22 protein-coding genes and 1 tRNA gene are annotated in these 18,952 nt (G+C 68.8%); 7 read left to right on the forward strand and 16 right to left on the reverse strand.

Annotation, left to right across the window (positions count from 1 at the left end; all coding sequences use genetic code 11):
• The first annotated feature begins 3 nt into the window (after positions 1-3).
• Positions 4-945, forward strand: coding sequence for a zinc-dependent alcohol dehydrogenase family protein (locus tag G537_RS0122195; protein WP_026871986.1), 942 nt, complete (start codon positions 4-6; stop codon positions 943-945).
• Here G537_RS0122195 and G537_RS39295 read toward each other — a convergent pair.
• The 4 genes from G537_RS39295 to G537_RS45105 form a co-directional block, all read right to left on the reverse strand.
• Positions 942-1,829: a DMT family transporter gene (locus tag G537_RS39295; protein ID WP_211230467.1), complete on the reverse strand. Its 888-nt coding sequence runs from the start codon at positions 1,827-1,829 to the stop codon at positions 942-944. The two genes, G537_RS0122195 and G537_RS39295, sit on opposite strands and share 4 nt — an antisense overlap.
• 11 nt (positions 1,830-1,840) lie before the next feature.
• Positions 1,841-2,269, reverse strand: coding sequence for a cupin domain-containing protein (locus G537_RS0122205; RefSeq protein ID WP_026871987.1), 429 nt, complete (start codon positions 2,267-2,269; stop codon positions 1,841-1,843).
• Between the two features lie 255 nt (positions 2,270-2,524).
• Positions 2,525-2,794, reverse strand: coding sequence for a hypothetical protein (locus G537_RS0122210; protein ID WP_026871988.1), 270 nt, complete (start codon positions 2,792-2,794; stop codon positions 2,525-2,527).
• Positions 2,795-2,904: 110 nt separating this feature from the next.
• Positions 2,905-3,735 (reverse strand): BON domain-containing protein, encoded by an 831-nt coding sequence (locus G537_RS45105; RefSeq protein ID WP_051248865.1) that lies wholly within the window; start codon positions 3,733-3,735, stop codon positions 2,905-2,907.
• A gap of 250 nt (positions 3,736-3,985) precedes the next feature.
• Here G537_RS45105 and G537_RS0122220 point away from each other — a divergent pair, with 250 nt between their 5' ends.
• Positions 3,986-4,438 (forward strand): VOC family protein, encoded by a 453-nt coding sequence (locus G537_RS0122220; RefSeq protein ID WP_026871989.1) that lies wholly within the window; start codon positions 3,986-3,988, stop codon positions 4,436-4,438.
• Between the two features lie 139 nt (positions 4,439-4,577).
• Positions 4,578-4,913 (forward strand): hypothetical protein, encoded by a 336-nt coding sequence (locus G537_RS0122225; RefSeq protein WP_155888715.1) that lies wholly within the window; start codon positions 4,578-4,580, stop codon positions 4,911-4,913.
• A gap of 187 nt (positions 4,914-5,100) precedes the next feature.
• Here G537_RS0122225 and G537_RS0122230 read toward each other — a convergent pair whose 3' ends face one another.
• From G537_RS0122230 to G537_RS0122250, 5 genes are all read right to left on the reverse strand, one after another.
• The gene (locus G537_RS0122230) at positions 5,101-6,273 is read right to left on the reverse strand and encodes a Gfo/Idh/MocA family protein (RefSeq protein WP_034852658.1); all 1,173 of its coding nucleotides are present in this window, start codon (positions 6,271-6,273) and stop codon (positions 5,101-5,103) included.
• 152 nt (positions 6,274-6,425) lie between these two features.
• Positions 6,426-7,232: an ATP-binding cassette domain-containing protein gene (locus G537_RS0122235; RefSeq protein WP_026871992.1), complete on the reverse strand. Its 807-nt coding sequence runs from the start codon at positions 7,230-7,232 to the stop codon at positions 6,426-6,428.
• Positions 7,229-8,377: an ABC transporter permease gene (locus G537_RS0122240; RefSeq protein WP_026871993.1), complete on the reverse strand. Its 1,149-nt coding sequence runs from the start codon at positions 8,375-8,377 to the stop codon at positions 7,229-7,231. Before G537_RS0122240 ends, G537_RS0122235 begins: the two co-directional genes overlap by 4 nt.
• 241 nt (positions 8,378-8,618) lie before the next feature.
• The gene (locus G537_RS0122245) at positions 8,619-9,572 is read right to left on the reverse strand and encodes a sugar ABC transporter substrate-binding protein (protein ID WP_026871994.1); all 954 of its coding nucleotides are present in this window, start codon (positions 9,570-9,572) and stop codon (positions 8,619-8,621) included.
• Between the two features lie 121 nt (positions 9,573-9,693).
• Positions 9,694-10,335 (reverse strand): TetR/AcrR family transcriptional regulator, encoded by a 642-nt coding sequence (locus tag G537_RS0122250; RefSeq protein ID WP_026871995.1) that lies wholly within the window; start codon positions 10,333-10,335, stop codon positions 9,694-9,696.
• A 70-nt stretch (positions 10,336-10,405) separates the two neighbouring features.
• On the opposite strand from G537_RS0122250, the gene G537_RS0122255 reads away from it, so the two are divergent.
• Positions 10,406-11,053: an NnrU family protein gene (locus G537_RS0122255; RefSeq protein WP_026871996.1), complete on the forward strand. Its 648-nt coding sequence runs from the start codon at positions 10,406-10,408 to the stop codon at positions 11,051-11,053.
• A gap of 97 nt (positions 11,054-11,150) precedes the next feature.
• Here the strand turns inward: G537_RS0122255 and pseC are convergent, their stop codons facing one another.
• Complete coding sequence (gene pseC, locus G537_RS0122260; RefSeq protein WP_026871997.1) at positions 11,151-12,368, reverse strand: UDP-4-amino-4,6-dideoxy-N-acetyl-beta-L-altrosamine transaminase; 1,218 nt, start codon at positions 12,366-12,368, stop codon at positions 11,151-11,153.
• Between the two features lie 52 nt (positions 12,369-12,420).
• The gene (gene pseB / locus G537_RS0122265; protein ID WP_026871998.1) at positions 12,421-13,461 is read right to left on the reverse strand and encodes a UDP-N-acetylglucosamine 4,6-dehydratase (inverting); all 1,041 of its coding nucleotides are present in this window, start codon (positions 13,459-13,461) and stop codon (positions 12,421-12,423) included.
• Between the two features lie 327 nt (positions 13,462-13,788).
• Between pseB and G537_RS0122270 the strand changes: the two genes are divergently transcribed.
• The gene (locus G537_RS0122270) at positions 13,789-14,373 is read left to right on the forward strand and encodes a TetR/AcrR family transcriptional regulator (protein ID WP_026871999.1); all 585 of its coding nucleotides are present in this window, start codon (positions 13,789-13,791) and stop codon (positions 14,371-14,373) included.
• A 9-nt stretch (positions 14,374-14,382) separates the two neighbouring features.
• Here G537_RS0122270 and G537_RS0122275 read toward each other — a convergent pair whose 3' ends face one another.
• The 3 genes from G537_RS0122275 to G537_RS0122285 form a co-directional block, all read right to left on the reverse strand.
• The gene (locus tag G537_RS0122275; protein WP_026872000.1) at positions 14,383-14,964 is read right to left on the reverse strand and encodes an HPF/RaiA family ribosome-associated protein; all 582 of its coding nucleotides are present in this window, start codon (positions 14,962-14,964) and stop codon (positions 14,383-14,385) included.
• A 116-nt stretch (positions 14,965-15,080) separates the two neighbouring features.
• On the reverse strand, positions 15,081-16,145 hold the full coding sequence (locus G537_RS0122280; protein ID WP_026872001.1) for a glycosyltransferase family 4 protein: 1,065 nt from the start codon (positions 16,143-16,145) through the stop codon (positions 15,081-15,083).
• Positions 16,146-16,359: 214 nt separating this feature from the next.
• Positions 16,360-16,857 (reverse strand): anthrone oxygenase family protein, encoded by a 498-nt coding sequence (locus G537_RS0122285; protein ID WP_026872002.1) that lies wholly within the window; start codon positions 16,855-16,857, stop codon positions 16,360-16,362.
• Positions 16,858-17,019: 162 nt separating this feature from the next.
• On the opposite strand from G537_RS0122285, the gene G537_RS0122290 reads away from it, so the two are divergent.
• Together G537_RS0122290 and G537_RS0122295 are read left to right on the forward strand one after the other, a co-directional pair.
• Positions 17,020-17,664, forward strand: a complete 645-nt coding sequence (locus G537_RS0122290) for a TetR/AcrR family transcriptional regulator (RefSeq protein ID WP_162146137.1) — start codon at positions 17,020-17,022, stop codon at positions 17,662-17,664.
• Between the two features lie 56 nt (positions 17,665-17,720).
• On the forward strand, positions 17,721-18,248 hold the full coding sequence (locus G537_RS0122295) for a GNAT family N-acetyltransferase (RefSeq protein ID WP_026872004.1): 528 nt from the start codon (positions 17,721-17,723) through the stop codon (positions 18,246-18,248).
• A gap of 11 nt (positions 18,249-18,259) precedes the next feature.
• On the opposite strand, the gene G537_RS0122300 is transcribed toward G537_RS0122295, so the two are convergent.
• Together G537_RS0122300 and G537_RS0122305 are read right to left on the reverse strand one after the other, a co-directional pair.
• A tRNA-Leu gene (locus tag G537_RS0122300) sits at positions 18,260-18,346 on the reverse strand.
• A 55-nt stretch (positions 18,347-18,401) separates the two neighbouring features.
• A complete protein-coding gene (locus tag G537_RS0122305; RefSeq protein ID WP_026872005.1) occupies positions 18,402-18,893 on the reverse strand; it encodes an Lrp/AsnC family transcriptional regulator in 492 nt (163 codons plus the stop codon).
• Between the last annotated feature and the right edge of the window lie 59 nt (positions 18,894-18,952).

Consider the following 18,952-nt stretch of genomic DNA (forward strand, 5'->3'; position numbering starts at 1 on the left):
CGCATGCTCCGACTCGTCGCCCGTCGCTTCGGCCCGCCCGCCGAGGTCCTGTCCGTCGAAACCGCGCCGCGCCCGCAGCCGGGGCCGGCCGGCGCGGTGGTGCGGATGCTGGCCAGCGCCATCAACCCTTCCGACCTGTTGACGATCCGCGGCGCCTATCCCCAGCGCACGCCGCTGCCTTTCGTCCCCGGCTTCGAAGGCGTCGGCGTGGTCGAGGCGCTGGGGCCCGCGACGACGGGCCTCGGCGTCGGGCAGCGGGTGCTGCCGCTCGGCTCGGCCGGCGGGTGGCAGGGGCTCAAGGCGCTGCCGGCCGAATGGTGCGTGCCGGTGCCGGAGGACCTGACCGACGATCAGGCCGCCACCGCCTATGTCAACCCGCTGACCGCGCGGCTGATGCTGCGCGCCCTGGCGCCGACGCCCGGGGCGCTGATCGGGATCAACGCCGCCGGCTCCGCCATCGGCCGCATGCTGCTCAGGATGCTGCGCGCGGCCGGTGCCCGGCCGGTGGCGATCCTCCGCTCCGCCGCCTCCGTGGCCGCGCTGGAGGAAGAACCTGCCGCAGAGGTGGTGGTCGAGGGCTTTCCGCTGCCGCGTCTCGACGGCGGCTTCGACGCGGTCGGCGGCGCGGCCGGCGCCGCTTTGGCCGCGGCGATCCGGCCGGGCGGGACCATGATTCATTACGGCCTGCTCTCCGGCGTGCCGCTGCCGCCGGAGCTGGGCCGGCGGGACGGAGTGGCGGTGCGGCCCTTCTGGCTGCGCAGCTGGGTCCATGCGGCCCCTCGCGCGGCGCTGCGCGAGACCATGGCCGAGGTGTTCGGCGACATCCGCTCCGGCCTCGCCACCACCGCCGTGGCGGCCCACTACCCGATCATCGACTTCGCCGCCGCGCTGGCGCATGACGCCCTTCCAGGCCGCGGCGGCAAGGTGCTGCTGGTGCCGGGTTAGGCCGCCGCCCGGCCCAGGAAGGCGAAGAGACCGGACGCCAGCACGAGGCCGATGCCGGCGAGCGCGACGCCGTCGGGGATCTCCGCGAAGAACACCGCGCCGATCACCACCGCCCAGACGATCTGGCTGTACTGCGCAGGCCCGACGCGGTGCGCCGGGGCGAAGCGGGTCGCCTGGATCAGCCCGATCTGGGCGGCCGCCGCCAGCAGGCCGGCCAGAGCCAGGAACCCGAACTCGATCGGCTCCGGCCAGCGGAAATCCAGCAGCATCAAGGGACCGGTCACGAGCTTACCGGTCAGGATCGGATAGGCGAGGAGCGTCACCCGGCTCTCGACCGGCGCGATCACCCGCAGCACCAGCACGGTCGCCGCCATCGCCAGCGCCGTTCCCAGGGCGGCCAGATGGGCCGGATGCAGCTCCTGGAAGCCGGGGCGGACGACCAGGAGGACACCGCCGAAGCCGAGGGCGATGGCGGCCAGGCGCTGCCAAGCCACCCTTTCCTTCAGGATGAGGGCGGAGAGGATCGTCACGAAGGACGGCGCCAGGAAAATGATGGCATAGGCCTCGGCGAAGGGGAGGTTGGTGAACGCGACCATGCCCAGCAGTCCGGCGCAGATGCCGCTGGCCACGCGCACGGCAACCAGCCCCGGGCGCTTCGGCCGGAAGGCTTCGCGCCAGGGCTCGCCCGGCCTGCGGATGAACGGCAGCATGGCCAGGGCGAAGACGCCGACGAAGAAGCCGATCTCGAACACCGAGAGGCGGCCCGACAGCGCCTTCACATTGGCGTCGCCGAAGGTGAACAGGGCATAGGCGAGGAAGCCCAGCGCCACGCCCTTGGCCATTCCCGCGGCCGTCCTGGCGCGCCCGGTCGCCTGCTCCGCCATCGGGCCGTCGATCAGGCGCCGGGCGCGACCGGCACCAGCCCGTAGCGCAACATGACCTGCTTCATCCGCGCCGGGTCAGGCGCGCCGGCGGCGACCAGGGCGGCGACCTCGCGGAAATAGGCGGGGCCTAGCACGCCGGGCGTCAGCACCGACAGGCAGGTCGCCGGCGCCTGTGTGTCGTTGCGGAAGCCGTGCACGACGCCGCGCCGGATGAAGACGGAGTCCCCTGGCCCGACCGGCACATCGCGGCCGTCGACCTGGAAGGTCAGGGTGCCGGCGAGGCCATAGGCGACCTCGTCCCAGCTCTCGTGATAGTGCGGCACCGGCATCCGGGCGTTCGGCTGAACCGTCATCCGGAACATGTCGAGGCTGCCGGCCGTGCTCTCCTTGTCGTGCAGGAACTCCAGCAGCAGCCCGCCGATCCTGATCGTCTCCGCCATGCTGTCCTCCCGTGGGCCGTCTCCGCGCCCGTCGGCCTTCCGGACAGGGTGAGCGATCCCACCGGCGTCGGCAATGGGCGCGCCGAGCCGGGTCCTCTGTGTGCCGGCCTGACGGCGCAACCGTAGACGGGCTCTCGATCCGAAACCCGCCAGCCGCAGGTGGAGATGGCGTGAGAGCAAGGTCATCTCGCCGGGCGGCCTAAAATTTAGGCAGAGACTGCCCGCTTTGCGGGCGGCCGCCGACCTCGACGCCGTTCAGTCCTGGCTCAAGGCGATGCGGAGGAGACGCTCCTTCATGCATTCCAGAGCGCCGATCACGGCGTATCCGGAGACCGGGCCCGCGTAGGAATAGCCAACGACCCGATCCTTGTGCAGATAGGCGCCGGCCAGCCCGACGATCTCGCCGGCCTTTGCCGCCTCGAGCAGCCGCTCCAGCTCCTCCACGACCGTTGGATTCGCCGCGGGCGTCTCCTCCACAGCCGGGGGGACATAGGCGCCGCGCAGACCGACCACGTTGTCCGACATTGACCTTCCCTCGTCGCCAACACGGCCGAGACGATGCAAAGGCCATGCCAGAGGCCGGCTCCGATGAAGTTGGAAAGGCGGGCGCCCCGAAGGGCGCCCGCCGACCACGCTTAGAGCTCGGTGGCCGAGCGTCGGCCGGAGGAACTGGTCCTGCTGCCCGTGCTCGTGCCGGTCTGGCTGCCGGTCGTCCCCTGACCGGAGATGGTCTGGCTGCCGCCCTGCTCCTCCTTCTTGACCCGCAGGTTGTTCTGGACATGGCCGACCCCGGACACCTGCTCGGCGCAATCCTCGGCGCGCCGGCGCTGGTCACGGCTGTTGACCGTGCCGGTGAGCGTCACCTCCGCGTTGGAGACCGTGATCTCGATCTCGGACGCGTCGACGGCGGGATCGTCGGTCAGCCTGTCGCAGACATCCTCGCGGATGCGCTCGTCGGACCGGGTGTAGCCGCGCGGCCCTCGACCGCGAAATCCTTCCATGCCGCGGCCGAAGCCCTCGCCCGTGGTGCCATAGCCGGTTTCGCCACGCATCCAGTCCCCGCCCTGGGTCCACTGGCCGCCATAGCCGCGGCCGCCATAGCCTTCCTGCCCGGCCCAGTTCCGGCCGTAGCCGCCTTCGCCCCAGCTCTGACCGCCATAGCCCTGGCCGGACCAGCGGGGGCGATCTTCCTGGCCCTCCCAGCCCCGGCCGCGATAGCCGTAGTCGCTCTCCCGGTAGCCCGGGCCAGAGGGCTCGCGGCCGGGACCGCCCATATATCCGCCCTCGCGCATCTCCTCGCCGCGGCCATAATAGTCTTCGCCGCGCCCGTAATCGCGACCGCGGCCGTACTGCCCGTATTCACCCTCGTCCTCGGAGCGGCCGCTGCGATAGCCCTCGTCGCGCCGTTCCCGGCGCCGCCAGTCCTCGCGCTCGCGCTCCTGATATCTGCGCCTCTCGTTGGCCATCTCAAGTCTCCCTTTTGCCGCCGACGTTCTGTCGGCTTTGAGGAGAAAATCTGCCGGATTATCGGCCGGTTCCGGGTTCGGTTCGCAGCGACGCAGAAAGAATTTATCTGTCCGGCCGCCCCTCGATGAGGCCTGCGTCCGGCCGGGTGCTCAGGTCCGCTCACGGCGCATTTCCGTCGCGGGCTCCGCTTGGCCGTCCCGGCGCTGCGGCGGTATCCTGCCGAGGCCGAGGCAGCCGGAGGATCCCGCCATGCCCGAGGACCGCAAGGCCCGTGCGATCGGATTCAACCACGTCGCGCTCGAGGTCGGCGACATCGACGAGGCGCTGACCTTTTACGGCCAGTTGTTCGACTTCACCCTGCGCGGTCGCTCCGAAGGCATGGCCTTCATCGACCTGGGCGACCAGTTCCTGGCGCTGCAGCAGGGCCGCCGCCAGGGGCCTGACGATGGCCGCCACTTCGGGCTGGTGGTGGACGACAAGGACGCGGTGCGAAGGGCGCTGGCCGAGGCCGGGGTAAAGGTGCTGCCCGGCCCGTTCCTCGACTTCCTCGACCCCTGGGGCAACCGGATCGAGATCGTCGGCTACGGCAACATCCAGTTCACCAAGGCCCCGCATGTGCTGCGCGGCATGGGCCTGTCCCATCTCGGCAAGACCGAACAGGCGATCAAGGAGCTGACGGAGAAGGGGATGGGGCCGGGGTGAGTGTGTCCCAGTGATTTTGAGACGCGGCCGGGCTGAAGCGGCTGGAGAGAGATGCTACGATCTCCGCCGTACAGGACGCACGGATTTCAATAGGCGTATTCCATGGCCCCTCCATCTCTATGCCGCGATATTTCTCGTCGTGACTGCTTCAGTGCATTGGCTTCCCGGCTCGGAAGATCCTCAGTTCTGGCTCCCGATGTGGGCCATCTGTCTTACGCTCGTTCTCGGGCTCGTGCTGCGCCGGCTGTGGGTGCTGCATGTGCTGCAGGGCATCGCGATCTTCTCTAGTGTCGCCTGGACGGCGACGGTCGTCGCGATCGCTTGGAAGGGCTGGCCGTATTCCGATCTGTTGTCTTCGATCGTGTCCCTCATCCCTGGGCTCGCCGCGATCGCGTTCTCGTGGGGGATGTTCCTGTTGGTCAGACAGTCCTTCCGCCGCTTGTCGCAGGCCGGTGTACCGCAATCGAACGCATAGTCCGATAGACGAGCGAGTCTCCTCCTGGTCGCCGCCTCATACCGACGACCCCATGATCGGACTCTCCTGCGAAGGAACCGTCATTGCGAGGAGGCGAAGCCGATGAAGCAATCCATGCCTCCGCTCTTGCGGCCCTGGATTGCTTCGCTGCGCTCGCAATGACGACCCCTTCATAGGCTCACCGGTATCATTCGCCGACGCCGATCCACTTCCTCTCCGCCGCCGACCGGCCGATCGCTTCGCTCACCCGTTCCAGCGCCGCGGCGGCGGCGAAGTCCGGATAGGCCGCCGGGCCGCTGGCGATGGCGTCGAGCAGCTGCGCCACCTCGATCACCTTGAGGTCGTTGAAGCCGAGGCCGTGGCCGGCGGCGGGGCTGAAGGCGCCGTAATGCGGGTGGGCCGGGCCGGTCAGCACGGTGCGGAAGCCGTTGCGGTCGCCCGGCGCGGCGCTGGGCTGGTAGAGTTGCAGCTCGTTCATCCGCTCCTGGTCGAACAGGATCGCGCCCTCGGTGCCGAACACCTCGAAGGCCAAGTGGTTCTTGCGGCCCCAGGCGACGCGGCTGGTCGCCACCGTGCCGATGGTGCCGTCGGCGAAGCGCAGCAGGGCGTGGGTCTGGTCCTCGTTCTCCACCTTCGCCGTCTCCGCCGTCACCGCGGCGGCGCCGTCGCGGCGCTCGCGGCCCTCGCCGGCGGCGGGCAGGGGACGCTCGGCGATCACCGTCCGCTGGTCGGCCGAGACCTCGGCGATCGGGCCGATCAGGGACAGCGCCACGCTGAGGATATGCGAGCCGATGTCGCCCAGCGCGCCGCTGCCCGCCTGGTCGCGCCGGCAGCGCCAGGACATCGGCACGGCCGGATCGGCCATGTAGTCCTCGTCGCTGACGCCGCGGAAATAGGTGACGCGGCCGATGGCGCCGTCGCGGATCAGCTGCGCGGCGAAGGAGACGGCCGGGCTGCGCAGGTAGTTGTAGCCGACCATGGTGACGGTACCGGCCCTGGCGGCGGCCGCCGCCATCTCCGCCGCATCGGCGGCGGTCAGGGCCAGCGGCTTTTCGCAATAGACGTGCTTGCCGGCCTCCAGCGCTGCCAGCGCCATCGGCTTGTGCAGCAGGTTGGGGGAGGTGACGGCGACCAGGTCGACCTTCGGGTCGGAGACGAGGTCGCGCCAGTCATCGGTGGCGCGGGCGAAGCCGAAGCGCTCGGCGGCGCGCCGAGCCGCGCCGGCGTCGATGTCGGCCACGGCCTCGAGCCGCACGCCGAGCCGGGTGCGGAACACCGCGGGCGCGGCCCGGAAGGCCAAAGCATGGCATTCGCCCATGAAGCCGGTGCCGATCAGCCCGACGCCGATGCTGGTGGTCATCTGATGGTCCTCGACCAAGTCAGTCCCCCCTCCCCGCGGGAGGGGACAGGGGGAGGGGGTGTCGATGCAGGGAGCTGGTCCGGGCCGGAGCGGGTGGCTCGAACCCCTTCCCCCTAACCCCCTCCCGCGAGGGGAGGGGGTAGTAGATGGGTCTACGCCGCCGCGTCGCTGCGTTCGAACTCGGCCAGCTCGGCGGTCAGGCTGGCCAGCTCCTGGCCGCCGGCCATCATCTCCAGCACCTGCTCGCGGCTGATCTCGCTCTTGGCGAAGGTGCCCAGGCAGCGGCCGCGGTTCAGCAAGGTGAAGGTGTCGGCCACCGGATAGGCGTGGTGCACGTTATGGGTGATGAAGATCACCCCCAGCCCGCGCGCCCGTGCCTGCACGATGTAGCGCAGCACCACCGAGGCCTGCTTGACGCCGAGGGCCGAGGTCGGCTCGTCCAGGATCAGCACCTTGGCGCCGAAATGCACGGCCCGGGCGATGGCGACGCATTGCCGCTCGCCGCCCGACAGGGTGCCGACCGCCTGGCCGGGGTCGCGCACATCGATGCCGATCTCGCGCATCGCCGCGCGCGCCACCGCGTTCGCCTTGTCCATGTCGATGCGCCGGGTCGGGCCCCAGCCCACCGTCGGCTCGCGGCCCATGAAGAAGTTCCGGGTGATGCTCATCAGCGGCACCATCGCCAGGTCCTGGTAGACCGTGGCGATGCCGTGGTCGAGCGCGTGGCGCGGCGAGGTGAAGCGCACCTCGCGGCCCTCGACCAGCATCTGCCCTTCGCTCGGCTGGTGCACGCCGGCCAGGGTCTTGATCAGGGTCGACTTGCCGGCGCCGTTGTCGCCGAGCAGGGCCAGCACCTCGCCGGCGCGGACCGAGATGGTGATGTCCTTCAGCGCCACCACCGAGCCGAAATACTTGGAGACGCCCTGCAGCTCGACGAGGGGGATGGATGCAGCGTTCACGACCGGCCTCCCGTCACCTTGCGGCGGATGTAGTTGTTCACCATCACGGCCAAGAGCAGCATCACCCCGAGGAAGACCTTAAACCAGTCGGTGTTCACGCCGGAGTAGAAGATGCCCATCTGCACCACGCCGAAGATCAGCGCGCCGAAGGCGGCGCCGATCACCGAGCCGTAGCCGCCGGTCAGCAGCGTGCCGCCGATCACCGCGGCGATGATGGCCTCGAACTCCTTCAGCAGGCCGCGGTCGGCGGCGGCGGAGCCGAACTCCATCACCTGGCAGGCGGCGAAGACGGTGGAGCAGAAGGCGGTGCCCATGAACAGCAGCACCTTCACCCGGCCGACCGGCACGCCCATGTTGCGGGCCGCCGTGTTGTCGCCGCCGACGGCGAAGATCCAGTTGCCGAAGCGGGTGCGCAGCAGGATCCAGGCGCCGATCGCGGTCAGCGCCACCCACCACACCACCAGGACGGGCAGGCCGGGCACCACCGGGGTGCCGTCCGGGAAGGTCGCGATCCACCCCAGGCTGCCGGCCCAGCGATAGAGCCCGTCCAGGACGGTGCCGTAGAACAGCGGCGCCAGCCAGTCGGATGCCGCCGGGTCCTTCAGCCCGCCGACGATGGTGCGGTTGGTGAACAGGATCGACAGCGCGATGGTCATGCCGCGCAGGATGAACAGGAAGGCCAGGCTGACGATGAAGCTGGGCAGGCCGGTGCGCACCACCAGCCAGCCGTTCAACGCGCCGATGGCGAGGGCGCCGGCGAAGGCGAAGGCCAGCGACAGCCAGACCGGCCAGCCGAAGAACACGGTCGGGATCGCGATCATCATCCCGGCGAAGCCGATCATCGAGCCGATCGACAGGTCGAACTCGCCGGCGATCATCAGGAGGCTGGCGCCCACCGCGAGGATGCCCAGCTGGGCCGAGACCACCAGCCAGTTCGAGACGCCGTCGGCGCTGAACATGCCGGAACCGCCGGCGGCGATGGCGAAGAAGACGAAGACCAGCACGGTGCCGGCCATGGCGCCGAGCTCGGGGCGGGAGAGCAGGCGTGAGGCGAGGGAGACGGAGCGCAGCCGCTCGTCGCCCGCCGGACGCGGGGCGGGGGCCCGGCCCTGCGGCATCCTGGTGTCTGTCTGGAGGGTGGTCATGGCGTCTTCCGGGCTTGTGGGCGGGAAGAGGGGAGGCGGGTCTGGGGTGCCGATTTTTGGATTGCCTCTCCCGCGTGGCGGGAGAGGTCGGGCGTCCGCAGGACGACCGGATGAGGGCTGGCACCGGCCTCGACAAAGGGCCCTCACCCGGAGCCGCTTCGCGTCTCCGACCTCTCCCGCAAGCGGGAGAGGCAGCGCTCAAAGCGGCGGCCCCGCCTCTCGGAGAGAGGCTTGCTCAGTCCTACCGGTACTCCCCGGCCAGCTTCTCGACCTGGGCGATGTTGTCCTTGGTGATGAAGCCGGGGCCGGAGTTGATGTTGTTGCTGGGGATCACGCCGTAGCGGACGTAGTTCGCCAGCAGCACCACCGGCAGGTAGCCCTGCAGATAGGGCTGCTGGTCGATGGCGAAGGTCACCGTGCCGTCCTTGACGCCGGCGGCGATCGCCGGGCTCAGGTCGAAGGTGGCGAAGAACACCTTGCCGGCCTGCTTATTGGCCTGCAGCACGGCGATGGTCGGCTCGGCCGAGTTGGGGCCGAGGGTCAGGATGCCGTTGGTGTCCGGGTTGGCGCGCAGATAGGCCGAGACCTTGGTCTGCACCTCGCCCGGGTCCATGCCGGAATCGATCATCTGGTTGCCCAGCGGAACGCCGAGCGCGTCGGCGAAGCCCTGGCAGCGCTCCACCGAGGCCGGGTTGGTGATGTAGTGGTTGACACACAGGAACTTGGTGACGCCCGCGGCCTTGGCCTTCTCGCCGGCGCCCTTGCCGGCGTCGTATTCCGGCTGGCCGATATGCATCAGCGCGCCGAGCTGCTTGCTCTGCTCCGCCGTGCCGGAGTTGATGGTGATGACCGGAATGCCGCGCTTCACCGCATCGGTGATCGGGCCCTTCAGCACATCGAAATCGGCGATGGTGATGATGATGCCGGCGGGCTTCGACGCGGTGGCCTGCTGCAGGATGCGGGCCATGTCGGCGAGGTCGCCGGTCGACGGGTTTTGGTAGTCCACGGTGGCGCCGACCTGCTGACCCGCGTCGCGGATCGCGGTCTTGATCGTGTTCCACCAGCTGTCGGAATCGGGCGCGTGGCTGATCAGCACGAAGCGCTCATTGGCCGCCTGCGCCGGCTGGGGCGCCGCCGCCAGGCCCAGCGCCATGGCGGCCACAATGGCCGCACCGCACAGCAATGTCCGAAGCATTCCTGGTCCTCCCTCGGTTTCGTCGCCGATTCGTCGGGCCGGGGAGGGACGGATGCCCGCCGCCCGGCGCCGGTGTCGGTCGATCACCAGAATTGAACAGGATTTTTAATCAGAAGGCAATTCAGAATTTCTGTTCTATTTCTGATCCGGCCGTTTCAGGGCTGCCGGCGCCGCGCAGGCCGGCCTCCAGGATCGCGGCGGCGCGGCCGGCCAGCACGTCCAGCCCGCCATCGCGCACCAGCTCCTCGGCCAGCTGGCCGGAGATGACCAGCAGCGCCAGGCCGTGCAGCTGGGCCCAGGCGGCCACCACCGCGGCCCGATCCGCCGCCGGCGCCAGGCGGTGCACGGCGCGGCGCAGCCCGTCATAAGCCTGCTCCGACGCCGCCCACAGCGCCGGGTCGGCCGATTTCTCCAGCGTTCCCTCGAACATCAGCCGGAACAGCCCTGGCTGCTCGCGGGCGAAGCCGAGATAGGCGCGGAACCCGGCGGCCAGCCCCGGCACGGCCGAGGCCGGGATGGACTGCATGCAGGCGGACAACGCGGCGAATCCCTCCACCGCCACCGCGGCCAGCAGCGCCTGCCTGGTCGGAAAGTGCCGGTAAGGCGCGTTGTGCGAGACGCCGACCCGGCGGGCGACGTCGCGCAGGCTCAGCGCCTCCGGCCCGGTCTCTTCCAGGATTTCGCGCGCCGCCGCCACCAGCGCCCGGCGCAGGTCGCCATGGTGATAGGGCTGCTCCGGTCCCGCCTGCTCCGATGTTGACACGGTCCACATCCATCCATATGTTGCTTCTGTCAACATCGACCGGATCGGTCCTGCTGTAAAGGCCGCAACGATGCTCTCTCTCGCCCTCGCCGCACTGTTCTGGGTGGTGCTGCACCTCGGCGTCGCCGGCCCGCTCCGCCCGGCCCTGGTGGGGCGGCTGGGGGAGATGGGGTATCGCGGCCTGTTCTCGGTGCTCAGCGCCGTCGGCCTCGTCTGGCTGATCCTGGCCTATCGCGACGCGCCCTATCAGCCGCTATGGGCCCCGGCGCCCTTCTGGATCGCGGCGGTGCTGGTGCTCCTCGGCTTCGTGCTGCTGGCCTACAGCCTCGGCCCCTCCAACCCGACCCAGGTGGGGGCGGAGCGGATGGGCAGCGCGCTGCCGGTCCAGGGCATCACCCGGATCACCCGCCATCCGATGCTCTGGGCCTTCGCGCTCTGGGCGGCGGCGCATCTGGCGGTCAACGGCCATTGGGCCGGGGTGCTGCTGTTCGGCGCCGTCCTGGTCACCGCGTTGAATGGCATGGCCTCGATCGACCGCAAGCGGGCAGCGCGGCTGGGCCCCGCCTGGGACGACTTCGCCCGCCGCACCTCGCGCCTGCCCTTCGCCGCCGTGCTGGCCGGCCGCGGCGAGCTCAAGCTCGGCGAGCTGGCGCTGTGGCGGCTCGGCCTCGGCGTCCTGCTGTTCGTCGCCGCGCTGTGGCTGCACGGTTTCTTGTGAGGGTGTAGGTTGGGTTCGCCGTCGGCGAACCCAACAATGGCTCGGGCTGCGGGATGTTGGGTTCGCGTGCGGCGAACCCAACCTACGGCGGTGAGCGTTACCCGATCACGTCGCGCAGCGCCTGCACCACCCGGTCGACGTCGCCGTCCTGCATGCCGGGGAACAGCGGCAGCGACAGGCAGCGGGCGTAGAAGGCCTTGGCGCCGGGCAGGGGCCGGCGGCCGTAGAGATCCTCGTAATAGGGCTGCCGGTTCACCGGGATGTAGTGCACCTGGGTGCCGATCCCCCTGGCGTGCAGGGTGCGCACCACCTGGCCGCGGGTCCGGCCGATCGCGGCGAAATCGATCAGCACCTCGTAGAGATGCAGCACCGGGTCGCAGCCGGGCGCCTTGGCGATCGGCCGCACCGCCGGGGCCAGGGGCGCCAGCGCGTCGTCGTAGCGTGCCGCCAGCGCCCGGCGCCGGGCCTTGAACCAGTCCAGCTTGCGCAGCTGGCTGATGCCGAGCGCCGCCTGGATGTCGGTCAGCCGGTAGTTGAAGCCGATCTCCTGCATCTCGTAGTACCAGGGGTTCACCCCGGCCTGGGCAGGGTCGACCGCCAGCTCGGTGTTGACGAAGGCGTCCGGGTCCCGGGTCATGCCGTGCGAGCGCTGCCGGGCCAGCTTCCGATGCAGCTCCGGATCGGCCGTGGTGACCATGCCGCCCTCGCCCAGCGCGATGGTCTTGACCGGGTGGAAGGAGAAGCAGGCGAGGTCGGAATGGGTGCAGGTGCCGACCTGGACCCGGCCCTCCGCCGTCTCGTACTCCGTGCCCAGCGCGTGGCAGGCGTCCTCGATCACGAAGGCGCCGTGGCGGCGGGCGATCCCGGCGATCGGCGCCAGCGCCACGGTCTGGCCGGCCAGATGCACCGGCAGCACGGCGCGGAACCGGCCCTCCGGATGGATCTGCGGGATCCGGGCGATCGCCGCCTCCAGATCCTCGGGCCGCATCAGCCCGGTCTCCGGATCGACATCGGCGAAGACAACGTCGGCGCCGACGAAGCGGGCGCAGTTGGCGGTGGCCAGGAAGGTCACCGCCGGGACCACACAGACATCGCCGGGGCCGAGCCCCAGCGCCAGCGCCGCCAGATGCAGCGCTGCGGTGCCGTTCGAGCAGGCGGCGGCGAAGGGCGCGCCGGTGGCGGCGCAGAAGGCGCGCTCGAACTCGCCGACCGTCGGGCCGGTGGTCAGGTAGTCGGCCTGCAGCGCCCGGGCGACGGCGTCGATGTCGTCCTGGTCGATGTATTGGCGGCCATAGGGCAGGAAGGTCACGGTCATCGCCTCCGAACCGCGCGGGCCTGGACAGGGCAAAAGATGGGCGGAGCGGCCGTCAGTTCGCGTGCCGCTCCAGGATCTCCAGAAGCTCGCGGTCGTCCAGCCACTCGGTGTTGTTGTCGCTGCAGTAGCTGAAGCGGTCGGCCACCGGCTTGCCGCTGCCGTCCTCGGCGAAGGAGGTGCGGGTGTACTCGCCGAATTGCGGCTCGATCACGTAGCGGTCCGGCAGCTCCACCGTCGCATGCGCGTCATCGACAGCGATCATCGCCTCGTGCAGCTTCTCGCCCGGGCGGATGCCGACTGTGCGGTGCGGCAGGTTCGGCGCCAGGGCGCGCGCCAGCTCGGTGATCTTCATGCTCGGGATCTTCGGCACGAAGATCTCGCCGCCGCGCATGATCTCGAAATTCGACAGCACGAAGTTCACGCCCTGCTGCAGCGTGATCCAGAACCGGGTCATGCGGTCGTCGGTGATCGGCAGGTACTCCGCCTTCTGTTCCAGCAGCTGGCGGAAGAACGGAACGACGCTGCCGCGCGAGCCGACGACATTGCCGTAGCGGACCACGGCGAAGCGGGTGCCGATGTCGCCCGACAGGTTGTTGGCGGCGACGAAGGTCTTGTCCGAAGCCAGCTTGGTGGCGCCGTACAGGTTGACCGGATTGCAGGCCTTGTCGGTCGAGAGGGCGATGACTTTCTTCACCCGGTTCTGCAGCGCCGCCCAGACCACGTTCTCGGCGCCCATGATGTTGGTGTGGATGCATTCCGACGGGTTGTGCTCCGCCGCCGGAACCTGCTTCAGCGCCGCTGCGTGGATGATGTAGTCGACGCCGCGGGTGGCCAGCGCCAGCCGTTCGCGGTCGCGCACGTCGCCGATGAAGAAGCGCATGCAGCCGTGCACCTCGGCCGGATAGGCGGCGCGCACGGCATTCTGCATGTCGAACTGCTTCAGCTCGTCGCGCGAGAAGATGATCAGCTTCCGCGGGCGATAGCGCTGCAGGATGGTGGAGACGAATTTGCGCCCGAAGGAGCCGGTGCCGCCCGTCACGAAAAGAACCTTGCCGTTCAGGTCGACGAGGTTGTCGTCAAAAGTGCGATACATGAATCACCAGCGCTGTTGAAAACGACGGACAGCCACATGAAAGCTTAGGGAGAATCGGCCCGGAACCGCCCCCATCCCCCCGCGCAAGAACGCTTCAGCCTATAACCGTATGCATGGTGATTTGCAACGCGGTCCGGCGGGCTGCCGGCCGACTGTATCGCTTTGGCAAGACGGCACCATTTTTTGTGCCGGATCTCCCGTTTGGCGGGTGAGATCCGGCGCGGACCGGCAGCCTGCTTGCCGCCGGCTGCGGAGTTTACAAATAGGAGATTACCAATGGTAATTTCGCGGCCGGCAACGGTTCGGCCGAGGAGTGCGGATCAGGAGATGAGCCCAGCCCCCGCGAGGAAGCTGCCGAAGGCGGAGCGGCGCGACCAGTTGCTCGACACCGCGCTCGCGATCGTGCGCGAGGAGGGGACCGATGCCCTCACCCTTGGCCATCTCGCCGAGCGCGCCGGCGTCAGCAAGCCGATCGCCTATGAGCATTTCGGCACCCGCTCGGGGCTGCTGATCGCCCTCTACGAACGCATCGACGACCGCCAGGTCGCGGCGCTGCTGCAGGCCCTCGAGCGCACGCCGCGGCGGCTCGAGGACGTCGCCCGGGTGATGAGCGACGCCTACATGGCCTGCTACCTCACGGTCGGGTCGGAGGCGCACGCCATCACCGCGGCGCTGAGCGGCGACGGGCAGATGGAAGCATTCCACCAGCGGCTGCTCGACCGCTACGTCGCCTTCTACCGGGACGCGCTGACGCCGTATTCGACTCTGCCTCCCGACGAGCTGCATCTGCGCTGCGTCGGCATCATCGGCGCGGCGGAGGCGATCTCGCGCGACATGCTGCGCGGCCGGGTGGACGAGGTCCAGGCGGCCGCCGCCCTGGCCGCGCTGATCGTCGGCGGGCTGAAGGCCTAGGCAGCAGCCTCACTCGCCGGTGCGGTCCGCCCCCAGCAGCCGGATCGAGCTGGCCTGCGGCCCCATCGGGCCTTCGCCGGTGGCCGGGGTCAGATGCACCATCATGCCGACCGCCAACTCATCGAAGCGGCCATCGACCACGGCGTTGCGCGTGAAATACAGGCTGCCGGCGTCCTTGGCCTCGACGAAGCCGTAGTTCTGCTCGGGGAACAGGCGGGTGATCGTGCCGGTCTCGCCCGCCCCCTCATGTGTCTTCACCTCGCCCTGGACGACGCTGGCGGCGTCGTCCAGCTTCCGCTCGACCACGTCGAAGCTGCGGTTGACGACGGCGGCGTGATCGCGCTGGTTGCGCCGCTCCTCCATGTCCTTGACCACGATCTTGGGCTTGCCGGGGATCTCGACCTCGACCGAGATCCCGAGCGGCGGCCTCGCGCCGCCCCGGGCGGGGCGATGGGGAGCCTCGATCACCACGCGGCAGCCGATCAGGTTGGGGTAGAGGCGGTCGAGATGGCTGACGCGGTCTTCCACGATCGCCCTCATCGCGTCCGACCCTTCGATGTTCTTGAAGGAGAGCTGCAACGGCTTCTGCATTTCGCGCCTCCATCGCGTTCGAGCCATCTGATCGCGGGCTGTCACCCTCCTGGCGAACCGCTCCGGACGGTTGCGAGTTCCAGCCTGAGGCTCAGAAGAGGTTTCCCGCTTCGGGTTCACTCCGCGGCCATATCCAGGCTGGGCATCGGGGAACCGTCGAGCGCGTTCTCATAGATCCCGAGATAGGACCTGGTCATCGCCAGGGCTGAAAAGCGTCGTTCGAACACCTGGCGGATCACGCGGTGATCGAGGGTCGGAAGACGGGGGATCGCCGCCACCGCCTCCTCCACGCTCCGGACAATGAAGCCGGTGGTTCCATCATCGATGACCTCCGGCACGGATCCGCAGGGCCAGGCGATCACCGGCGTGCCGCACGCCATCGCCTCGATCATGACTAGGCCGAAGGGTTCGGGCCAGTCGATGGGAAACAGCAGGGCGGCGGCGTTGCCGAGAAACTCCGCCTTGTCCTCGTCACCGATTTCGCCCACCAGCTCGACTCTGGGATCGGCCAGCATGGGCTCGATCGTCTCCCGAAAATAGTGCCGGTCCTTGTTGTCGATCTTGGCGGCGATCTTCAATCGCTGCCCGGCCCTGCAGGCGATCTCGATGGCTCGGTCGGGCCGCTTTTCAGGGGAGATCCGGCCCAGAAAGGCGAGATATCCGTCACCGCCGGCCATCGGGGGTCGCAGGAGCGATTCGGGAAGGCCGTGATGCACCGTCGCGCACCAATTGGCGAAGGGGAGCGGGGCTCGCTGGGCATCCGAAATCGAAACCAGCGGGTAGTCGGGCCATCGCCGATACGGACCGGGCAAGTCCTCGGAATCGAGCCTGCCGTGAAGCGTCGTCACTGTGCGCCCGGCAATGTCCTCGAACAGAGGAAAATGAAGCAGATCGATGTGGAAGTGAAAGATATCGAATTCGTCAGCCCGCTGCCGGACCTCATGCAGCATCGCCAGATGCGCGGCCAGCTCGCATTTGAGAGGATTGGGATCGAGCCGGGTCGCCTGATCGCGGACGGAGACCAGCCTCGCCCGGCTTCGTGAATCCGCGCTGGCGAAGAGGGTGACGTCGTGTCCGAGGTCCGTCAGAGTATCGCAAAGGATTGCGACGATGCGTTCCGCACCGCCGTACAGGCGCGGCGGCACCGCCTCGCAAAGCGGCGCAATCTGCGCGATCCTCATCTTGGGCTCCTGCTGCCGTTCACCAGTGAATGGGTTATGGCGACGGGCCGTTCCAATGGAGCGGAAAAGTTGTCTAAATATGTATTTTGCGGATGACGCAGCTGTATTTTGCTTTTTGATGTAGTAGAATGTGCTATGTTGATATTTGTTTATAACATAGGGGCGTATTCTCAATCGGAGGTTAGTATTCGATGCTGGTTTGATGTGGCGACCGTCAAGCCGTGGTGACGGGCCAGCGCCAGGCGAGGGTGAAGCAGGCCGCCGCCAGCAGGGCGGCTGCGGTGCGCACATGGTTCCAGGCGGTCCAGCGGCCGACATAGCGGGTCCAGACCGCGGCCGCCTCGGTGCTGTTCGGGTCGAGCGGGGCAAGCGCGTCGTTCAGCGGCACGTTGAACATCATCGTCACCGCCACCGTTCCGACGACGTAGAGCGCGGCGCCGGCCAGCACCAGGGCCGGTTGCGGGCCGGCCCAGCCGACCAGCGCGCCGGCGGCCACGACCAGGCAGAGGACCGCCGTGCCGAGGAAGACGCCGAGGAAGATCGGGTTGATCACCACGATGTTGATCGACTGCATGGCGGCCGCCCCCTGCGCCGCCGGCAGGCGGGCGAGAGCGGCCATCACGAAGGTCGAGAAGGCGAAGAAGATGCCGGCGACCAGGCCGGACCCCAACGCCGACAGCAGGACCAAGACCGACACCAGGCGTTCGCCCATCTCAGCTCTCCATCGTCAGGATCTCGAGGACACTGGCAGGGTCGGCGCTGCGCCGAATGTGGGAGCGGGACCATGCTCTTCTCTCAATATGAGAGTTTGTCACTTTTGCAAATGTGATAATCTCTCATATTTATCACGTCAAGCCGAATCGAGGAGTCGCCCGTGGCCGCTGCCATCCCAGTCACCACTGCCGAACCGGCAGGCCCGCTGCGCCGCGCGCCGAGCCAGCGCCGCAGCCGCGAGCGGGTGGAACGGATCCTGGCGGTGGCGAGCGAGCTGATCGCCGAACGCGGCAGCGACGCGCTGCGCATGGGTGAGGTGGCGGCGAAGGCCGGGATCTCGATCGGCTCGCTGTACCAGTACTTCCCGGACAAGGCGGCGATCATCCGCACCCTGGCCGAGCGCTATAACGCCGAGGGCCGGGCCTGCATCGAAGAGGGGCTGAGGGAGGTGCGCGACGCCGCCGGGCTGCGCCGGGCCTTCGGCCGGCTGATCGACACCTATTACGGGCTGTTCCTGGCGGAACCGGTGATGCGCGACATCTGGTCCGGCCTGCAGGCCGACAAGGGGCTGCGCGAGATCGATCTGGAGGACAGCCGGATCAACGGCCGGGTGTTGGCCGAGGCGCTGGCCCGGATCGACCCGAAGGCCGACCCGGCCGATCTCTTCACCCGCGCCTTCCTGGTGATGCAGCTGGGCGAGGCGACGATGCGGCTCGCCATCTCGGTCGGCCGCGACGAGGGCGACGCGCTGGTCGAGGCCTACAAGCGCATGGCGCTGCGGGAGCTGGCGCCGGAGCAGGGCTGAACTCGGTCGGTTCGGGCGCTAGAAACCGACATCACCTCGGCGAACGGGCCTATGACATGATGATCGAGACGGCAGAACGGCTTGCGAAGGCCGATATCGCGCATTGCGATTTCTCGTTCGAGATCGACAGCGAGCTCGTGGCCCCGTACCGGGATCCGGTCGAGCATGCCAGACCGGTCGAGCCGTACCGGAAGGCGTATGAATTCGACCCGGAGGAGTTTTCGGACATCGGCCCCGACCGGATGCTTGCCGTGGCGAAGGACGCCGGCCGCCTTCGCGGCTACATCCTGGTGTCCAGAAGCTGGAACAACTACGCCTCGATTGACGATTTCGCGGTCGACCGTGCGTTCCGCGGAGCGGGCATCGGGCTACGGCTGATGGATCGGTCGGTGCGGTGGGCCAGGGAGCAGGGCCTGCCGGGCGTGCGGCTGGAGACGCAGTCCAACAACGTGCCCGCTTGCCGCTTCTACAAACGGTACGGCTTCGTCCTGGGCGGATATGACGAATACCACTACGCCACCATTCCGGGGCTGCGGAACGAGGTGGCCTTGTTCTGGTACCTGATGCTCGCGAAGGACTCGTGAGATCGGGAAGGTGGTGCGGGCGGTCGGGGTCGAACCGACACTCTGTCACCAGAACTGGATTTTGAGTCCAGCGCGTCTGCCAATTCCGCCACGCCCGCGCGGGGCCGCATCATAGGGGGCGGCGGACCCTCGTCAACGAAATTGCGCGGGCGCTCACCCTCCGGCGCCAGCGGTCGGCAGGGCCAGACCCGTCTTCACCGCATCGAACACGAAATGGGTGTCGAATCGCTTGATGTTCGGGTCGGTCATGAACAGCCGGTCGACGGCCTCGCGGCAGGCCCGCATGCCGGTGACGGCGAGGATCACGAGATAGTCCCGGCTGCCGGCCAGGTCATAGCATTGCTGCACCTCCGGTGCCGCCCGCATCCGGTCCTTGAAGGCGCGGTGCAGGGCGACCGATTCCTGCTCCAGCGTCACGAACACCGCGGCCAGCACCACGCCGTCGAGGCGGCCGGGGTCGAGCACCGCGATCTGCCGCTGCAGCAGGCCGTCGGCCCGGTAGCGGGCGATGCGGCGCTGCACGGCGCTGGGCGACAGGCCGACCGCGTCGCCCAGCTCCTCCAGCGTCCGGCCGCTGTCGGCCTGCAGCAGGGCCAGCAGCTTGTGGTCGAGGCGGTCCAGGACGGGGGAGGGCTTGGTGTTCATGCAAGAATTTTGCGCGACGGTGCATGAGATTTCAACAACAGCCGGGGCGGCGCCGGCTA

It is taken from the genome of Inquilinus limosus DSM 16000, assembly GCF_000423185.1.
GTDB classification, from domain to species: domain Bacteria; phylum Pseudomonadota; class Alphaproteobacteria; order DSM-16000; family Inquilinaceae; genus Inquilinus; species Inquilinus limosus.